This is a genomic window from Streptomyces sp. NPDC001156, from assembly GCF_053598275.1.
The window spans coordinates 40391-57951 of the sequence record NZ_JBSFJX010000011.1; the positions used below are offsets into that span (position 1 = coordinate 40391).

At 70.4% G+C, this 17561-nt stretch carries 12 protein-coding genes; 1 reads left to right on the forward strand and 11 read right to left on the reverse strand.

All coding sequences use genetic code 11. The features are described from left to right. Window positions 1-272: 272 nt before the first annotated feature. Both ACWDA7_RS08590 and ACWDA7_RS08595 read right to left on the reverse strand, forming a co-directional pair. Entirely contained in the window at window positions 273-1310 is a 1038-nt protein-coding gene (locus ACWDA7_RS08590; RefSeq protein WP_450603407.1) for a BMP family lipoprotein, read from the reverse strand. Window positions 1311-1709: 399 nt separating this feature from the next. Then, window positions 1710-2930 (reverse strand): M20 family metallopeptidase, encoded by a 1221-nt coding sequence (locus tag ACWDA7_RS08595; protein ID WP_450603408.1) that lies wholly within the window; start codon window positions 2928-2930, stop codon window positions 1710-1712. A gap of 461 nt (window positions 2931-3391) precedes the next feature. On the opposite strand from ACWDA7_RS08595, the gene ACWDA7_RS08600 reads away from it, so the two are divergent. Next, window positions 3392-4069 (forward strand): class I SAM-dependent DNA methyltransferase, encoded by a 678-nt coding sequence (locus ACWDA7_RS08600; RefSeq protein ID WP_450603409.1) that lies wholly within the window; start codon window positions 3392-3394, stop codon window positions 4067-4069. A gap of 374 nt (window positions 4070-4443) precedes the next feature. On the opposite strand, the gene ACWDA7_RS08605 is transcribed toward ACWDA7_RS08600, so the two are convergent. From ACWDA7_RS08605 to pstS, 9 genes are all read right to left on the reverse strand, one after another. Further along, a complete protein-coding gene (locus tag ACWDA7_RS08605; protein ID WP_450603464.1) occupies window positions 4444-5223 on the reverse strand; it encodes a phosphate ABC transporter ATP-binding protein in 780 nt (259 codons plus the stop codon). A 114-nt stretch (window positions 5224-5337) separates the two neighbouring features. Beyond that, the gene (locus ACWDA7_RS08610; RefSeq protein WP_450603410.1) at window positions 5338-6288 is read right to left on the reverse strand and encodes a sortase; all 951 of its coding nucleotides are present in this window, start codon (window positions 6286-6288) and stop codon (window positions 5338-5340) included. Next, window positions 6285-7583: an Ig-like domain repeat protein gene (locus ACWDA7_RS08615; protein WP_450603411.1), complete on the reverse strand. Its 1299-nt coding sequence runs from the start codon at window positions 7581-7583 to the stop codon at window positions 6285-6287. The genes ACWDA7_RS08610 and ACWDA7_RS08615 overlap by 4 nt, the downstream gene beginning before the upstream one ends. A 39-nt stretch (window positions 7584-7622) precedes the next feature. After that, window positions 7623-8504, reverse strand: coding sequence for a hypothetical protein (locus ACWDA7_RS08620; RefSeq protein ID WP_450603412.1), 882 nt, complete (start codon window positions 8502-8504; stop codon window positions 7623-7625). Window positions 8505-8549: 45 nt separating this feature from the next. Continuing rightward, window positions 8550-10412 carry a WxL protein peptidoglycan domain-containing protein gene (locus ACWDA7_RS08625; protein WP_450603413.1) on the reverse strand — a complete coding sequence of 621 codons (1863 nt, stop codon included), beginning with the start codon at window positions 10410-10412 and terminating at the stop codon, window positions 8550-8552. Window positions 10413-10552: 140 nt separating this feature from the next. Continuing rightward, on the reverse strand, window positions 10553-12127 hold the full coding sequence (locus tag ACWDA7_RS08630) for an Ig-like domain-containing protein (RefSeq protein WP_450603414.1): 1575 nt from the start codon (window positions 12125-12127) through the stop codon (window positions 10553-10555). 44 nt (window positions 12128-12171) lie between these two features. Continuing rightward, window positions 12172-13182, reverse strand: a complete 1011-nt coding sequence (locus tag ACWDA7_RS08635) for a substrate-binding domain-containing protein (RefSeq protein WP_450603415.1) — start codon at window positions 13180-13182, stop codon at window positions 12172-12174. Window positions 13183-13280: 98 nt separating this feature from the next. Next, on the reverse strand, window positions 13281-15836 hold the full coding sequence (locus tag ACWDA7_RS08640; protein ID WP_450603416.1) for a hypothetical protein: 2556 nt from the start codon (window positions 15834-15836) through the stop codon (window positions 13281-13283). Beyond that, the gene (gene pstS, locus ACWDA7_RS08645) at window positions 15833-17515 is read right to left on the reverse strand and encodes a phosphate ABC transporter substrate-binding protein PstS (protein ID WP_450603417.1); all 1683 of its coding nucleotides are present in this window, start codon (window positions 17513-17515) and stop codon (window positions 15833-15835) included. Before pstS ends, ACWDA7_RS08640 begins: the two co-directional genes overlap by 4 nt. Window positions 17516-17561 lie beyond the last annotated feature (46 nt).

A 17561-nucleotide genomic window follows, 5' to 3' on the forward strand; every position in this document is an offset into this window, starting at 1 on the left:
CACGGAGAGCGGTGCGGCGCTTGCAGGAGGCAAGGGCGCGGGCATCGCGCGGAGGGGTATGAGGGGTGGTGTCACCGCGGAAACGTGGGAGGGACCGGGGGCGGAGTCGGATGCGACGGGAAACAGTCACCCTACGCCGCCTCCGCCGCCCGCTTCCAAGCTGCGCCCGCCCCCCGGGACCGCCCTGCCGCGCGCGACGCGGCCACGCAGGCGCCCCCGGCCGGTTCCCCGGCCGGGGGCGCCTCTGGTCGCAGTCCGCTTGGTGGAGCCGACTAGTTGGTGTTGACGGTGATCTTGCCGTCGATGATGTCCTGCTTGGCCTTCTCGACCGCCGCGACGACGTCCTTCATCGCCTGGTACTTCGGGTTGCTGTCCGCGAAGCCGACACCACCGGACTTGAGGTCGCCGCGCTGCTCACCGGTCAGCGGCTTGCCGTCGACGACGGACTTGGCCAGGTCGTAGACCGCGCCGCCGACGTTCTTCAGGGCCGAGCCGAGGATGTAGTCCTTGTACTTGGCCAGCGCGCTCTGCTCGTACTGGTCCGAGTCCACGCCGATGGCCCACACCTTGTGCTCGGCGGCGGACTGGATCACGCCCTGACCGGACAGACCGGCCGCGTGGTAGATCACGTCGGCGCCCGCCGCGATCTGGCCGTTGGCCGCCTCCTTACCCTTGTCGGGGCTGGAGAAGCCGCCCTCCTGTGGCGTCTGGGTCAGGTACTGCGACTCGATCTTGATCTTCGGGTTGACGGACTTGGCGCCCTGGTCGAAGCCCGCCTCGAATTTGTGGATGAGCGGGATGTCCACACCGCCGATGAAGCCGATGTGGTTCTTCTTGGTCGTCTTCGCCGCGGCGACACCGGCCAGGTACGAGGACTGCTCCTCATGGAAGACCAGGTCGGCCACGTTCGCCGCCTGGACCGTGTTGTCGTCGATGATGCCGAAGGTGATCTTCGGGTACTTGGCCGCGACCTCCTTGACGGCCGGCCCGTAGACGAAGCCGACACCGATGATCGGGTTGTAGCCCGCCTTGGCGAGCTGTTCGAGCCGCTGCACCTTGTCGGCGTCCGACTCGTTGTCGTTCGGCTCGACGTCCCGGCCGCCGATCTTGAACTCCTGCTCGGCCTTCTGGAAGCCGGCGAAGGCGGCGTCGTTGAAGGACTGGTCGCCCTTGCCGCCGATGTCGTAGGCCAGACCGATGCCCTTGCCCGTGTAACCGGACGAGCTCTTGCCAGAGTCGGAGTTGCTGTTCGACTCCGTGCTGGACTTGCCGCACCCAGCGGCCGCGAGGGCGATGACCGCCACGGTCACCGCAGCTTGGGAGAACCTCGTCCTCCGAGAGATCACACGCACAGCAAGCCACCCCTTCGTCCCCACGGCACCGTGACCGGCCCGCTTCCCCAATGCGCCGCCACAGCAGCGATTCCGGCGCACAGTAACGCGCGTAGAAGGGGAGGGGAACGGGGTTTCTCGCGGCCGTTATCGATTCGTGCCGCCACCGGGTTACGTTTGCGCGACGGCCGTTACCGAGGAGTGTCACAAGGGGGCGAAAGGCGCGGATCGGGAGCCGGTTCCGGCCACCTCGGTGGGGGGCCCTGAGGGACACCCCGATGGCGCTCCGCGGCACCGCCCTGATGTCCTTCGGGCCCACCGCTCCGGAACCCGGGGACGCTCGGTCGGCGCCCCCGGAACCGCCCGCTCCCGTACGGTCTACCGCTCCGCGTCCAGCAGTGCCGCCGCCGTCATCAGCTCGACGCCCACGGTGATGGCGTGCTCGTCCACGTCGAAGTCACCCTGATGGAGATCGCGGATCAGGTGGTCCCCGGGCCGGCGGACACCGAGGCGGGCCATGGCGCCCGGCACGTGCTCCAGGTACCAGGAGAAGTCCTCGCCGCCGAGGCTCTGCTCGGTGTCCTCGACGGAGTGGACGCCGCGGCGCGCGACCATGGCCTCGCGCAGCAGGTCGGTCACGATGGGGTCGTTGACGACGGGCGGCACCCCGCGGATGTAGTTGATCTCGGACTTGGCCCGGTACAGGTTGGCGATCTCGTCGATCGCCGCGTGCACGAGGTCGGGCGCCTGCCGCCAGGCGTCGAGGTCCAGACAGCGCACGGTCCCGGACAGCTCCGCGTGCTGCGGGATGACGTTGGGTGCGTGGCCCGACTCGATCCGGCCCCAGGTGACGCCGAGTCCGCTCCGGGCGTCGACGCGGCGCGCGACCAGCGCCGGCACCTCGGTGGCGACCCGCGCGGCGGCCGTGACGAGGTCGGTGGTGAGGTGGGGGCGCGCGGTGTGGCCGCCGGGGCCGTTCAGCGCGATCTCCAGCCGGTCGCAGGCGGAAGTGATGGGGCCGTGCCGCAGCCCGATGCGTCCCGCGTCGACCCTGGGGTCGCAGTGCACGGCGATGATGCGCCCCACACCGTCCAGGACACCGGACACGATGGCGTCGGCGGCGCCGCCCGGGAGGACCTCCTCGGCGGGCTGGAAGACCAGCCGCACGGGCTGCGGCAGCCTGCCCTCGCGGTGCAGTGCGGCGAGGACGAGTCCGGCGCCGAGGACGACCGTGGTGTGCACGTCGTGCCCGCAGGCGTGGGCGCGGTCGGGCACGGTGGAGCGGTAGGCGCAGTCCGTCTTGGTGTCGGGGATGGGGAGCGCGTCGATGTCGGCGCGCAGGGCGAGCATGGGGCGTACGCCGTCCCCCTCGCCGATGTCGCAGAAGAGCCCGGTACCGGCGTCGAGCACACGCGGCGCAAGTCCGGCCTTCTCGAGGCGTTCCTTGATCGCGGCAGTCGTGCGGAACTCCTGATTGCCGAGTTCCGGGTGCATGTGCAGGTCGCGGCGGAAGGCGACAAGTTCAGCGCGCAGTGCCTCGGGCAGCGCGCCGGGGAGCAGGGCGTCCCCGGGGTGATCGGCCTCGGACTCTCTGGACATCAAATGGTTCACCCTTTGAAGGGTAGGGCGATCGAGCGGTCGACCGGCCCTCGATGGCGAAACTTCAGCCCCTCAGGCGAAGAAAAGTCGGCCGCCCGCCGCATATCCGGCGGTTGGGATGGGTACACTCACCCGGCTTTTCCGGGCAGTGGGATCGACGGATATCGACCAGGTCCGTCGGGGTGGCCGCGGAGCCGTCCGGCGCCGCGGAGGGCGCCCCGTGATCCCTGCACGGGACCGCTCCCGAGTCCGAGCGTCCCGTCGCGGGGAACGTCCGGAGGACCCGGCTCCATTCCCGCGTACCCCACGGATACCACGCCACGCCCCCGTTCCTCTCCCTTAAGCACCGCTCCATACGCCGGTTCGGCTTCCAAGGCCGAGACCGACGTCCACATGGCGGGACGGTGAACCCTCGAAAGCCCGCCCCCGGTCCCCCGTCCGGCCGAGTAGCGTGCGCCAGCGTGAACGCCCAGGAACCGGACTTCATACGCGCCACACGGGTCTCGTACGACACCATGGCCCCCCACTACGCCGCCCGTTTCCCCGACGGACTCGCTACCCGCCCGGTGGACCGTGCCCTGGTCACCGGGTTCGCGGACCTGGTGCGGGAGCACGGTCCCGCCCCGGTGGCCGATCTGGGATGCGGCGCCGGTCATGTCACGGCGAGACTCCACGCCCTCGGGGTGCCCGTGTTCGGGGTCGACGTGTCCCCCCGCATGGTGGCCCTGGCCCGGCGCACGCACCCCGATGTCCGCTTCCATGTGGGCACGATGACGGCCCTGGACCTGCCGCCCCGGACCCTCGGCGGCATCGCCGCGCTGCACTCGATCATCCATGTGCCGCAGGAGTACCTGCCCACGGTCTTCGCCGAGTTCCACCGGGTCCTGACTCCCGGCGGGCACGCCCTTGTGGCGTTCGAGACAGGTGACGACGAACACGTCGCGGCGACGGAGGGCCTTGGGCACCGGATCGACCTGGACCACCACTGGCACGCCCCCGACACGATCGCGGCCCATCTCGCGAAGGCCGATCTGCCCGTCCGGGCGTACACGCTGCTGGAGCCGGAGGCGGGCGGGAAGCGGCAGCGTGCCTTCCTGCTGGCCGGCAAGCAGCGGGAATCTCAGGACGACGGGGCCTGAGGGACCCCAGGACTCCGACGGGGCCCACCGGGTCCCGGAACGGGGCCGCCCGACGGGTCGGCGAGGAGCGCCGAGGGGCCGGGCGGATGCGTACGGCGGCGGCTGGTCCGCACCTCGGGCTCAGTGCCGGCGGCCGGTCCGCACCTGCGGCTTGGCAACGGCGACGCGCCCGGAGACACCGGCGGCCGGTCCGCGCCTCCGGCTCAGCGACGGCGACGGGCGAGGCCGGGCCCAAGGACCGACCCGCCGCTCGCGCACCGTCGCTCTCTCCCGCGGCGGGCACGCGCCGACTGCCGCGGTCGATGTTCCTCGACCGGGCAACGGAGCGCGAGCCGCCGGGATGCCGTCCGGACCTGCGCCGCCGGAGCGGTCCGTCAGCCGAAGCGGCCCTCCACGTAGTCGGCGGTCCGGGGGTCCGTCGGGTTGGAGAACATCACCGGGGTCGGTCCGTGCTCGACGATGGCGCCGGGGGTGTTCTGTTCGGCCAGGAAGAAGGCGCACTGGTCGGAGACGCGAGCGGCCTGCTGCATGTTGTGGGTGACGATCACGATGGTCACCTCATGGGCCAGCTCGCGGATGGTCTCCTCGATACGGCGCGTGGAGGTGGGGTCCAGGGCCGAGCAGGGTTCGTCCATCAGCAGGACCTGCGGGCGTACGGCGAGGGACCGGGCGATGCACAGACGCTGCTGCTGGCCGCCGGAGAGCGCGCCACCCGGCTGGCGGAGGCGGTCCCTGACCTCCTTCCACAGGCCTGCCTTGGTCAGGCACTCCTCCACCAGGTCGTCCTTGGCGTCGCCGCTCACCCGGGTGCCGGTCAGCTTCAGACCGGAGGTGACGTTGTCGTAGATCGACATCGCGGGGAACGGGTTCGGCTTCTGGAAGACCATGCCGACCTTCCGCCGCGCCTCGGTCAGCCGCTGCCCGTGGGCGTAGACGTCCTGGCCGTCGACCAGGACCTCGCCGGCCAGCGAGGCGGACGGGACGAGTTCGTGCATCCGGTTGAGGATGCGCAGGAACGTCGACTTGCCGCAGCCGGAGGGGCCGATGAGTGCCGTGACCAGGCCGGACGGCATGGTCAGCGACACGCGGTCCAGGACTTTGTGGTCGCCGAACCAGGCCGAGATCTTGCGGGCTTCGAGAGACGCTCCGGTCACTTCGGTCGCCGCGACCGGGGGCAGGGGCAGCGTGGTCTCGGTCTGAGTTGTCTGGTCGGTCACGGCTTGTCCTTCATCAGCTTCAGCGGTGGGGTACTCGGTCACGGCAAGGGGTCACAGCAGGTTGGGCAGGAGCAGCATCGCCTGGTCGGCGACCATCAGGCCCAGCGCGCCCAGCAGCGGGACACCGACCACCCAGGTGTGCGGCCGGCCCCAGCGGGCGTGCGCCCAGGCGAGGGCCGCGGCGGCCAGGACGAGGGCTTGACCCCACAGCACGAGCGGCAGCCAGGCCGTCTGCTGGGATGCCATCGGCTTCTCGTCGTCCGGCAGGGCGCCGGAGGCGACAGCGGGCGCGGGGGTGGGCTGGGCGGTGGAGACCAGGTCCGCGTCCACCCGCAGGATGCCCCGGGGCACGAAGGGGGTGCCGTCGGCCGTGATGAGCGTGAGGCGCCCGTGGCCCTCGGCCGGTGCGGGCGGCTGGGGGTCGCCGGACCGGCGCGGCCCGATGACCCGGTAGGTGTGCTTGCCCTGCCCCGTCGTGAGGGTGAGGGTGTCGCCGGTGCTCAGCTCGCCCAGCCGGCGGAAGGGTCCGCCGTACGTCGCCTGACGGCCCATGATCACGCTGACCCCGGACTGACCGGGCAGTGGCGTGTCCCGGCGGTGACCGGGGCCACGGGACAGGTCGTCGGCGGTGGTGCCCTCGCGGACCACCTCACGCAGGTGGAGCGCGGGGATCTCCAGGAGCGCGACGGGCTCACCGGGGTTCGGCGCGCGACCGCCGCCGGTGGACTGGCCCACCGGAGCGACCCCGTTGGCCAGGGCGGAGCGGAAGCCGGCGTAGTCGACCTGGCGGTCGCGGGCGTGCCGCAGATCGCTGACCAGGCCGGCGTCGGCGACAAAGCCGAGCAGCAGCGCGGCGAGGATGCTCAACGCGGCGCTGAGAATACGCAGTCCGGGCCCGGCGGCCGGGCGTGCCGGACGGGGGGGCCGGACCCGGCCGGGCCCGGCAGCCGACGTGTTGTCGGCTGCCAGGGTCCCGGACGGGGAGGCGGTCGGTGCCGTCATCCGATCTTCACCGACGCCGTGGTTGCGGTGCCCTTGCTGTACCCGGTGCGCTTCGCCGTGATCGTCACGGTGAGCTTGTGACCGCGGTCCGAGCGGGTGGCGGTGTACGTCGAGTGCGTCGCACCGCTGATCGTCCGGCCGTCACGCTTCCAGACGTAGCTGTACGACGTGGCCGACGGGGACCAGGACCCGGGACGGGCCGTCTGCCGGTAGCCGACCCGGTGGGTGCCGGCGATCGAGGGCTTGGCCACGTTCTTCAGGGCGGGGCCGACGGCCACGGTCACGGACGGGCTGGTCGAGGTCGTGCTGCCCGTGGTGTTCGTGGCGGTCGCCCGGCAGGCGATCTTGTGCGCGTAATCGGTCGAGGTCAGCCCATGGGTACGAGCGGTGGCGCCGCTGACCGTCTTGCCGTCACGGAGCCAGGCGTACTTGGTGGACGTCGCGCCGCTGAACGACACCGAGCAGGTCACCGTGGAAGCGACCCGCACCGTGCCGGTCACCTTCGCGGCCGTGACGACCGCCGGGGGCTTGATCTTGACCGTGTACGAGAGCGGAGCGGACGCCGAGGCGCCGTACACCGCCGAGTCGGACGGGGTGAACGCGGCCGTCAGCGTGTGGGTGCCGACGGCCAGGGCGCTGGTGGTCAGGGTGGCCGTTCCACCGGACACGGCGACCGGGGTACCGAGCTGGGTCGTCCCGTCGAGGAAGCGCACCGTGCCGACCGCGGCAGCCGGGGCGACGGTCGCCGTCAGCTTCACGGCCGTCCCCTGCACGGCCGAGCTCGCCGGGCTCGCCGCGAGCGTGGTGGTCGTGGCGGTGACGGGCGCGGTGCTCTGGTACGCGGTGTTCGAGGTGAACCAGATCGGCGCCGTGAAGTCGCCGAGGCTGGTCTCGTCGAAGGCCGTGCGGCAGGTCAGCGTGAAGTCGTAGCGGCCCTGGAGGGTCTGGAAGCCGGCCTCGCTGGCGTAGTCCCGCATCGTCTCCGTCAGGGGGACGATCATCCCGCCGTTCGCCGCCGCGTTGTAGATGTCGATCGGCGAGTTGCTCACCACGATCTGGCCGTCGGACGGGAAGCCCGAGCCCTTCACCGTGACGATGATGTTGGTCGCGGTGTCCGGGCAGGCCGCCGAGGTGGTGAAGTCGATCCCGCTGGTGTCCGTGCCGGTGGCCGGGGCCACCTGCATCGACCCGATGACATCGGCCTCGGCACCGCCGGTGCCCAGTACGAACGCCCCGGCGCCGACCACGGACACGAGCGTGGCCGCCAGTGAGCGGCGTACAGCCTTGGCATACATGATGTGTCGTTTCTCCCAATCTTTCCGGACTTAGCCGGCTCAGGTGTTCGAGGTGTCGGTGGCGGGGAAGTCCTCGCGCGCACGGGCGCGCCGGACGACGACGACACCCGCAAGGACCAGCGCGGCCGACAGAGTGCCGAGCACGCCCGCGTTGACGCCGGTGGCCGCGAGGGAACCGCCGTTGCCCGAACCGCCGGACGCACCGCCGTTGACGTTGGTCGAGATGTCCTGGGAACCGTCGCCCGTAGAGGTGTCCGTCGGGGCCGCCGTGTCGGTGGGCAGGGTGGTGTCGGTCGGAGTCGGGTCGTCCGTGGGGGACTCCGTGTCCGTGGGGGACTCCGTGTCCGTCGGCGAGTTGGTGTTCGAGGGCGTCGCGGAGGAGGAGGTCGTGGTGGTCGGCGAGGTGGTCGGACTGGCCGGGTCGGTGTCCTGGTACTTAGTGTTGGAGGTGAACCAGATCGGCGCCGTGAAGTCTTCGAGGCTGGTCTCGTCGAAGGCAGTACGACAGGTCACCGTGAAGTCGTAGCGGCCCTGCAAGGTCTGGAAGCCGGCCACGTTGGCGTAGTCGCGCATCGTTGACGTCAGGGGCACGATGATGCCGTTGTCCACCGTCTTGTTGTAGGTGTCGATCGGTGAGTTGCCCACCACGATCTGGCCGTCGGCCGGGAAGCCCGAGCCCTTCACCGTGACGATCAGGTAGGTCGCGGAGTCCGGGCAGGCCGTCGAGGTGGTGAGGTTGATCCCGCTGTCGTCGAAGCCGGTGTGGGGTTCCACCTTCAACGTGCCGGCGTCGGCGGCCGACGCCTGGGCGGCGGTCACCCCGGTGACGAGCAGCCCTGCCGTACCGCAGGCCGCCATCAGCGAACCGAGGCGGACGGCGGCCGCTCGGGACCTCCGGGGCTTGTGCAGTGTGAAGGACACGGTGTTTCTCTCCCTTGGAAGTGGATCAGGACGTGGTGGTGGTGATCACTCGCCGGTGTCGGTGGTCGGTCCCTCGGTCCGGGACCGACGGCCGCGCAGCCAGAGGGCGAAGCCGGCCAGGAGTGCCAGCAGGAAGACGGTGAATCCGGCCACCGACCAAGCGGTGAACACGCTGTTCGACTCCTGGGCGGCGCTCGCTCCCGCTCCGTTCGGGAGTGCGGCGACCGGCGTCCCGGAGCTGTCCGGCAGGGCGGACGCCGCGGGCTGCCCCGACTGCTGTCCGGACTTCCCCGGTGCCGCCTGGGGCGCCGCTGCCGTCCCTCCCGGAGCCGTTGTCCCGGTGGCGGGGTTCTGCGACGCCGCCTTGGGGAACACGACCTTGGTGCCGTCCTTGTACGAGGTCTTCCCGGTGAAGCGCAGCGATCCGGTGAAGTCCCGCAGGCTGTGGAAATCGAAGGGGCTCTTGAGGCAGCTCACCGTGAAGGTGTACGTGCCGCGGAGGGTGGTGAACCCGGCCGTGGTGGCGTAGTCCCGCATGGTGAACGTCAGCGGGATCGCGAGGCCGCCGCCCGCCACCGCCGTGTACGTGGTGAGCGGCGAGTTGCCCACGACGATCTGGCCGCTGCGGGGGAAGCCCGACCCGGTGACACTGGCGATGATGTTGGTCGTCGTCGCGGGGCAGGGCGCGTCTGCGGTGAGGCTGATGGGCTCGGTGTCGCTGCCCTTCGCCGGGGTGATCGCGAGCTTCCCGCCGTCCGCGGCCTGCGCGTCCGCAGGTGTGCCCGCCACGAACGCACCGACGGTCAGCAGCGCGACCGCCGCCAGGCCGACCGCCTGCTTCGCACCGGACTTCTTGCCGATCGTGCGCGTGGACTTGGTGGCGGCCCCGGTCGGGGGGTTCCGGCGACGTCGGCGGCGTACCAGCCATACCGTAGCGGCGCCGGCGAGGACGAGGAGCACGGCGAGCAGCGCCCAGGGTACGGCGGAGAAGGCCACGGTGCGGGTGACACGGGGCAGGATGCGGAACTTGACGTCGCCGCGCACAGGCTGGGGGTCGACCGTGACCGTCGTCGTGTCGCGGAACGCCGGGAAAACGCCGGTGGCCGTCGTCGTCATCGTCACGGCGTCACCCGGAAGCAGTTCGGGGAGGTCACGGAGCTTCGCCACCTTCGCCGTGCCGCCGAACGCGTCGCGGACGCTGACCGCCTGATGGGCCGCCAGCCGCACGTTGCCGGTGTTGCGGACGGTGTACGTCACGGTCGCAGAGCCGCTGCCGAAGGGGTTGGCGGTGCCGTGGTATGCGGTGTGCAGGTTCTCGACGGCGAGCCGGGACGTGATCTCGCCGGCGACGCGGAGGTAGATACGCGCGCCGACCCGCTGGTCGACGGCGACCTTGTTGCCCTTCTTGTCGGTGGCCGAGGCCGCGAGCGAGGCGACGATGCCGCCGGTGTGATCTCCGGGGGTCGCCTTCATCGGGACGGTCAGGGTGAAGGGCACAATGACTCGGGAGCGGGCGGGTATCTTCACCCGGTTCTTGCCCAGCTTGACCCAGGCACCGGCGTCAGTGGGCTTGCGCTTGGCGGCGTAGAGGTCGAAGCCGCCGTCGGCGGTGGTGAAGGCGTCCTGTGCGTACACCTTCAACATGAGGGGCTTCGTGCCGTAGTTGAAGACGGCGAGGTGGTCCTTGACGATGGCGCCCGGGGTGGCGCCGTACGAGAAGTTCGGCCGCGCGTCGGGCTTCTTCGCGGCCGAGGGCTGAACGCCGAACGTCGTACGTCCCGTACCCCCGTGCCCCGCGTCGCTCCGTTGGGTGGCCGGTGCGGTGGCCGAAGCGGCCGCGGCCGGAAGAACGGCGAGAAGGCAGGCGGCCAGAAGGGCGGCGATGCGGCGGGCTGAGGTGGTGATCATGTCGGGTCGTCCGTTCGGGCGCGGGCGGTACCTGGTGTGCGGAGGGGCGGAGGTGGCCGGGATGGGCATCACTGCCCGTCCCGGCCCGGGGCGGATCCTCAAAGGGGCTGAGGTTCTGCCCCGTCACCCAGCCGCCCGGATCAGATGGCCGTCAGGGTCAGCGTGGCGGTGTAGGTGCCGGCCACAGTCGAGGTCGGCACGTTGAAGGCCAGGTCGGCGCCGAGGTGGGCGGTGCCCAGACCGGTGCCGTTGGCCAGGGAGCGGGAGGCCTTGAGGCCGGCCGCACCCGAGTCGGACGGAGCGACACCGTGGGCCGCGTCGACCGACGAACCGGCGGTGACCGTCTGGGACGTGCCCTTGTCGATCACCTTCGGGGACCAGCCGAGGTTCTGGCCGTTGATCTGGTGCGAGCCACCGTCGGAGAAGTCGGTCACCTGACCGCTGACGGACCAGCCCGGGTTACCGGCGCGGGTGTCGGTGAGCGTGACCGGGTTGATCGCGCCCGCGGTGGTGAGCAGGTCGCCGTCGGCGTTCAGCTGCGGAGAGGGCAGCGTGACGTGCGGGTTGTCGACGCTGATGACCAGGGCGCCGGACTGCACGGTGGTGGTGATGTCCTCGGAGGCGGTGACGCCCTTGAAGGCACCGATCACGTAGGGGACGGCACCGGAGGTGGAGCCGGCGTACGCGTCGGGGTTCGTCGGGACGAAGACCGCGGTGAAGGAGTGGTCACCCTCCGCCAGGCTGCTGGTGGAGAAGGAGGCCTGACCACCCACGACCGGAACGGTGCCCAGCGTGGTGGTGGTGCCGCCCACGGTGTCCTGGAACTTGACGGAGCCGCCCGCCGCGGCGGGCGCCACCGAGGCCGTCATGTTGACGGGGCTGAACTTGTCCGCCGTGCCCTCGGGGGAGACGGCCAGCGCGGTGGTGGTCGGGGTCGCCGGGGCGGCCTCGACGGTGTAGTCGACAGCGCTGGACGTGGAGCCGTTGAAGGCCGTGCTGGACGGGGTGAACACCGCGGTCAGCGAGTGGCTGCCGGCGCCAAGGGCGCTCGTGGTGAGCTGCGCCTGGCCGCCGGAGACGTTCACCGGGTTGCCCAGCGCCGCGCCGTTGTCCTTGAACTGGACCTGGCCGGCGGCACCCGCGGGGCCGACGGACGCGGTCAGCGTCACCGGGGTACCCGCGGTGACCGGGGCGTTCGGGGACACCGCGAGGGAGGTGGTGGTGTCCGTCTTCACGGCCGGGTCGGTGTTCTGGTACGTCGTGTTGGACGTGAACCAGACCGCGGACGAGAAGTCACCGAGGCTGGTCTCGTCGAACGCCGTGCGGCAGGTGACGACGAAGGAGTACTTGCCGGTCAGGGTGGTGAAGCCGGCCGTGTTGGCGTAGTCGCGCATCGTCGACGTCAGCGGGATGATCATCCCGCCGCTCGGCGCCGTGTTGTACGTCTCGATCGGCGAGTTGCCGACCACGATCTGGCCGTCGGTCGGGAAGCCCGAACCGAACACCGAGACGATGACGTTGGTCGCGTTGCTCGGGCAGGCGTCCGAGGTGGTCAGCTGCATACCCGTGTCGTCGAAGCCGGTCGCCGGGGTGACCTCGGCCGTACCGATCTCGGCGGCGTGCGCCGCGGGAGCCATGATGAGGCCGCCCGCGAACGCGGTGACCAGACCCGCGAGACCGCCCGCCATTGCCCGCGAGAGAGTCTTCTTCAGCACTGTCGTGCTCTCCTTTAAGAGGATTTATCGAAGAGTTGGCGAGGTCAGGGGGTCTGCTTGCTGGTGTCGCCGCAGTTCGGGTTGGTCGCGAAGCCGTAGGTGTTGATCACCGACGTCTGCTGGCAGACCAGGGAGTTGGAGCCGACGAAGACGTCGCTGTACGGTGCCGAACCGATCTTGCTGGTCGGAATGACGTTGTAGACGTCGCGCTTCACACCGAAGTTGTTGTTGAGAACGTTCGGCGCGAGACCGTCGATCGTGCCGAGGATGGCGCGGCCGCGAAGGTCAGCGATGGTCTGCGAGGACTGCGCGTTGTACTGCGCGATGGAGAACGGGACGAGCGCGGTGTCGTCGAGGACACGACCGTCGTGCTCCTGGACGGGGGCGCCGCCCTTGGTGTCCTTGATGCAGGGGTAGATACCGGCGACCACGTCGGCGTCCGTGATGCCCATCTGGGACTCCCAGAAGCTGCGGGTGCCGGAGCCGGCCTGCGGCAGGTACACCGTGAACTTGTAGTTCGGGCCGGTGCCCACGTAGGTCGCGTTGCAGTGGTAGATGGCCTTGAGGTCGGCCAGGGCGAGCTTCCGCGGCACCTTGCTGCTGGGGGTGATCGCGTAGCTCACGCCGTCGACGGCGAACGGCACGTAGGTCAGGCCCGGGCTGGCGGCGGCCAGGTTGAGGCTGGAGGAACGCGCGAAGTCCACGCAGCCGTCACCGGCTCCGTTGTTCGCCTGCAGCGAGGTCAGCAGAGCGGCGCGGCCGGCGCCGGAACCGTTCGGGCGGTTGAGCGTGCAGCCCGGGGTGGCGACGGGGTCCTTGGTGGTGATCTGAGCGGAGCCGACGGCGTTGTACGAGCCGATGACCTTGGTGCCGTTGATGGTGATGGCGTTCGACAGGCCGTTCATCACGTCCTGCGTGGTGTCGGAACCGACACCCGCGAGCTGACGGTAGGTGGGCGTGCCGGACGGGTCGGCCGAGGCCTGCTGGGCGCTGATGGCACCGGTCAGGAGACCGGCGATGCCCACGGCAGTGACGGCTGCCATTCTCTTGTTCACGTGTGATACCTCTCGGGTTAGGCTTTTGCCGGGTGATGCCCGGCGCGGTGTTCGGACAGTTCGTTGGCGCGGACCTGTCGGTGTTTCGGGTTCGGGCATCACCTCTCTTGCTTCGGGGACGTCTTGTCCCTGGTGCGCCAAGCCGTGATGCCGGCCGCGAGGCGCGGCACGACCGTCGGAAGGACGGGGCCGCAGATCGCAGCGGCGATGCCGGTGACCAGGGCGATCAGTAGGGCGTAGCGCACGGCGCCGAGTGCCCAGTCCGGGGTCCGGAGCAGCGGGCTGCCGGAGGCGGCAGCAGGTGCGGTGGATGGCGAGCCGGACGGTATGGAGGAAGTTGACGGGGAAGCCGCGGTGCTGCTGGGCGCGCCCGACGGCCCGCCGGACGTTCCGGCACCGCTGCCCGAGCCCGCGGCCCCGCCGTTGCCCGTTCCGCCCGAGGTGCCCGTGCCGGTACCGCCCGTCCCGCCGTCGGTCGACGGGGTGGACGGCGAGGTGCCGGCCCGGGAGGCGATGGCGTCGGCGGCCGCACGGGTCTGGGCGCGGACCGTCGCGGGCAGCGGGGCGTAGCCCACGGGCAGGGTTCCGAACGACACACCGGGCCGCTGGCCGTTGCCGACCGCGTACCGCAGCAGGGCCGCGTAGTCCTGGCCCTCAGTCTTGGTGAGCTTCTCCGGCACGGTCGCGGCGTAGGTGAGCAGCGTGAGCGGGTAGGCGTCACGGCTCTTCGTGGACGGGTCGGGGCTGAGCACCCCGCTGACCCCGCTCGGCTTCATCGCTGCCTGCCCGGCCAGCAGTCCCCGGCTGTCGGGAGCCACGAAACGGCCGGCGGCGTTCTGAAGCTTCACCGTCACCAGGCCGTAGCGCGCCGCGGTCGCGGTGTCGGTGAGGGCGAGGACGGCCCGCTTGCCCGCGGCCTGGGGCGGGTCCTTCTTGTAGGCGGGGGGCGTGGTCGTGTTGTCCCAGGAGGTGCGGGCCTGCGTGTCTCCGCGCGCCGCGGCCCGGGCGGCCGAGTGCATGTCGGTCGTGTACGGGTGCTTGTCCTGGATGCACAGCGGGTTGTCGGGGTGGTCTTTGAACTGCTGGCAGAACGGGTCGCTCTTCGGGAACTCCTCCCGGGGCAGCGCCATCTTCCGGTAGTTCGGGTTGACCTTCATGCCCGAGAAGGCGGGGTCGCCGTACCGTCCCTCGTTGTCGGGAGTGCCGTTCAGGAACTCCCGGGCCGCCGGGTCCTGGCCCACCCAGGTCCACAGGTCCCATGCCGCGTCGGACAGGGCCTCGGGCACGAGCACGTCACCGAGGCGTCCGGGGAAGTCGAGGTTCTTGTAATCGGGGTTGTACTTGAGGAACTCAGGGTCGCGGCCCAGGTTGAAGGGATTGCCCTCGGTGCTCTTCGCGAAGCGCGAGTTCCCGTCCGGGTACGACTCGGTGAGCAGCTTGGCGACCAGGCGGGGGGTGAGGTTGAGCGAGCCCAGCCGTGCTCCGTCGTGTGCCCTCACCTTGTCGGGCGCAGTGTCTCCCGCCTGGCTCTCGATGAAGAAGCCGATGGTCAGACCCGACAACGAGACGGGCGCGTAGACCGGTTTCTGGCCGAACGGAACCTGGTCGCCGGTGGCCGGGCGGCCGAGGAAGACCATCCCGGGCGTGCCGGAGACCAGCTTGGCGCGGGCGGTGTCGTCGGTGACCTGTGCGTAGCCGTAGATCGTCTTGCTCGAGGACTGGCACAGGGCCGGCTGCCAGCGGGTGATCGCCTCGGCGACCATCTCGTTGCCGAGCGTGCTGCGCTCGTCGGCGCCGATCGGGCAGAAGCTCCCCATCGGTTCGAAGCTCAGCGGAACGACGAGACGCTGCTCCCAGTTGCTCGCGCTGAGCGGCGACGACTGGAGCATGCCACTGGGCTGCGAGGTGTACGAAGAACCGTTCACCTCGGTCTCGCCACGGGGCACGATGACCAACCAGCACTTCCGCCCGGCCGTCGCCCCGGACTTCCCGTCGGGTACCTCGCCGCAGCCGAGGCCGGGTGCCTCGAGTCCCGTCTGGGCCTCGAAGTAGACCTCGCCTTCGCCGTTGGGGCCGGTACGAGCGTAGGGGATCTCGTTGGTGGTGTTGACGTCGTAGAACTCGTTCCAGTTCCCCGTCTTGATCGCCTTGCCGGCGACCGGCTGGAAGGGGACGTACGAGATGCCGGTGCTGCTGGGCGGCGGCAGTGTCTGCTTGTCGTCCTTCAGCTTCTCGCCGTAGTTCAGCTGCCGGGTGTTGGTGTACGCGCCCGCGCCCGACTGTCCGGCGACCGGGCCGGGGCCCCCTGCCGAGGAGCCGCCGAACTGGCACTGCTCGGGGTCGGGTCCGTCCTTGCCGTCGCCCCAGCACTGCATGATCTGCAGGTAGTTCGCGGCGAAGTTGGTGTCCGAGACCGTCGGGGCGGCGTCCTTCCACGTGATCTTGAGGACCTGGTTGACCAGGTTGCGGGTCTGACTGACCGTCACTTTCAGGTTCGCGTACGGGCCCTGGCCGGAGACGGTCACCTTCGACGCGGAGTCGGCTGCCACGGCGGGCGAGGGAGCCGAGACCAGCACGGCGGTGCCGATCACCGAGAGCAGGGCGACCGCGACGGCGGCGGACGTGGCGACGAAGCGGCGGAGCGCAGCGATCATGACTTGCCCCGCTTCAGTCGCCGGTTGAGCAGCGGAGGCCCGACCGTGACCGCGAGCAGCAGCACGCCGGCCATGGCCATCAGCGCGGTCCGGGAGCCGCTGCTGATGCTCCGGGAGGTGTTGACGGGCTGGGCGAACGCGTCGACTCCCGTGCCACCGGCCGCGGCGCCGTCCGTCCCGACGACCTGGCCGGTGTCCGGGTCCACGGTGGCGCCGGCGGTGGGCGTTCCTGAGGCGCCGCCGCTGCCCTTGCCCGTGCCTGTGGACGGACCACCCGAGCCGGCGCCCGTCGTACCCGTGGTGCCGGTGCCCGAGCCGCCCGTACCGCCGGAGGAGCCCGAGTTGTTCGATCCGCCGGCGACGTTGGTCGGGGTCTTGGCCCCGCCGGTGCCGGTCGCGCACTGGCTCTGGCCCTGCTTGTCACAGGCGGGCGGGTACGGGGCCGTGTTGGCCAGGGTGTTGGTGCCGTCGGTGGAGAAGGTGGGGTTGTGGCAGCTCTTGATGTCGATGCTCTGGACGTCGACCCCGGGGATCCTGCGGACCTGCTTGAGGCCGGCCTCCACGAGGTTCCTCGGCAGCGGCGAGTAGCCCAGGTTGTCCACGTGCTGCTGCCCCTGGCAGAGGAAGTAGTACGCGAAGGCGCCGAGGGTCTTGCCCTTCTGGTTGTTGAAGTTCGACTCCAGCTTGGTCGGGATGATCATGTAGCTGTAGCTGGAGAGCGGATAGGCGCGCGCGTCGCTGTCGTTGTAGACGTCGTCGAGGATCTGCGTCAGATAGGCGGGCGAGGAGCTGTCCTCGTTGATCCGCGCCTTCAGCAGCGCCACCGCCACGTTCTTCGCGGTCGGCTCGGTGTAGTACCCGGCCTTGTTGAGCACCTTGGCCACCGGGAAACCGGTGGTGTAGACCGCGTACGAGTACTCGACGTACGTGATGGTGCCCACGTTGCCGGCCTGCGCCACATAGCCGGAGACACCGTTCGAACCCGCCTGGCTCACCATGCGGCTGCCCGGGATGACCGGGTAGTTCGAGGTCGTACCGCAGGGGGTGCTGCGGCCCGCGCGACGGCAGTAGTCGTCCCACAGCGACGGGTACTGCTTGCTCATCCAGGTGGTGAGCTGCGCCGTGGTGCCGGAGCCGTCGGAGCGCACCACCGGGACGACCTGGCGGGCGGGCAGGGCGTTCTTGAGCGCGGGGTTGTCGGCCTTGATGGCGGGGTCGTTCCAGAGCTTGATCTGGCCGGTGAAGATCTTGGCGATGACCTGCCCGGACAGCCGCAGGTTGGTCACCCGCTTGCCGCCGATGGTGAGGTTGTACATGAACGACGTACCACCGGCCACGATCGGCATGTACGCGTACTTGCGGGACGGCGCCGAGTCGACGACGCCCGAGTCCTTGACGCCGTAGGGGATCTCGGAGACGGCGTAGTCCACCGTTCCGTTGCGGAACTGGTTGCGGCCGTCGGAGGAGCCCGTGCCGTTGTAGTTCACGGTCATGCCGTACTGCCTGACGTTGGCCCGCCACTGGTCGAGCGCGTTCTGGCTCCAGGTGGAGCCGGCACCCGAGATCGGCACGTAGGACGCGGCGGTTGCTGGGGTGGCGCCGAACAGGAGGGCGGCCAAGAGGAAGAGAGCGGTGACGGCTCTCAGGCGTGCGAAGGGTGCCGGAGGCGATCCGGGCATGGCTGGTGACTCCTGGTCGGTGTGGGTGAGTGCGGGCCGGGGTGGT

Bases quoted from the DNA above. Each gene is read 5' to 3' on its own strand.
- ACWDA7_RS08595 (WP_450603408.1), bottom strand. From the start codon at position 2,930: ATGTCCAGAGAGTCCGAGGCCGATCACCCCGGGGACGCCCTGCTCCCC.
- ACWDA7_RS08610 (WP_450603410.1), bottom strand. From the start codon at position 6,288: ATGACGGCACCGACCGCCTCCCCGTCCGGGACCCTGGCAGCCGACAAC.
- ACWDA7_RS08615 (WP_450603411.1), bottom strand. From the start codon at position 7,583: ATGTATGCCAAGGCTGTACGCCGCTCACTGGCGGCCACGCTCGTGTCC.
- ACWDA7_RS08625 (WP_450603413.1), bottom strand. From the start codon at position 10,412: ATGATCACCACCTCAGCCCGCCGCATCGCCGCCCTTCTGGCCGCCTGC.
- ACWDA7_RS08640 (WP_450603416.1), bottom strand. From the start codon at position 15,836: ATGATCGCTGCGCTCCGCCGCTTCGTCGCCACGTCCGCCGCCGTCGCG.
- pstS (WP_450603417.1), bottom strand. From the start codon at position 17,515: ATGCCCGGATCGCCTCCGGCACCCTTCGCACGCCTGAGAGCCGTCACC.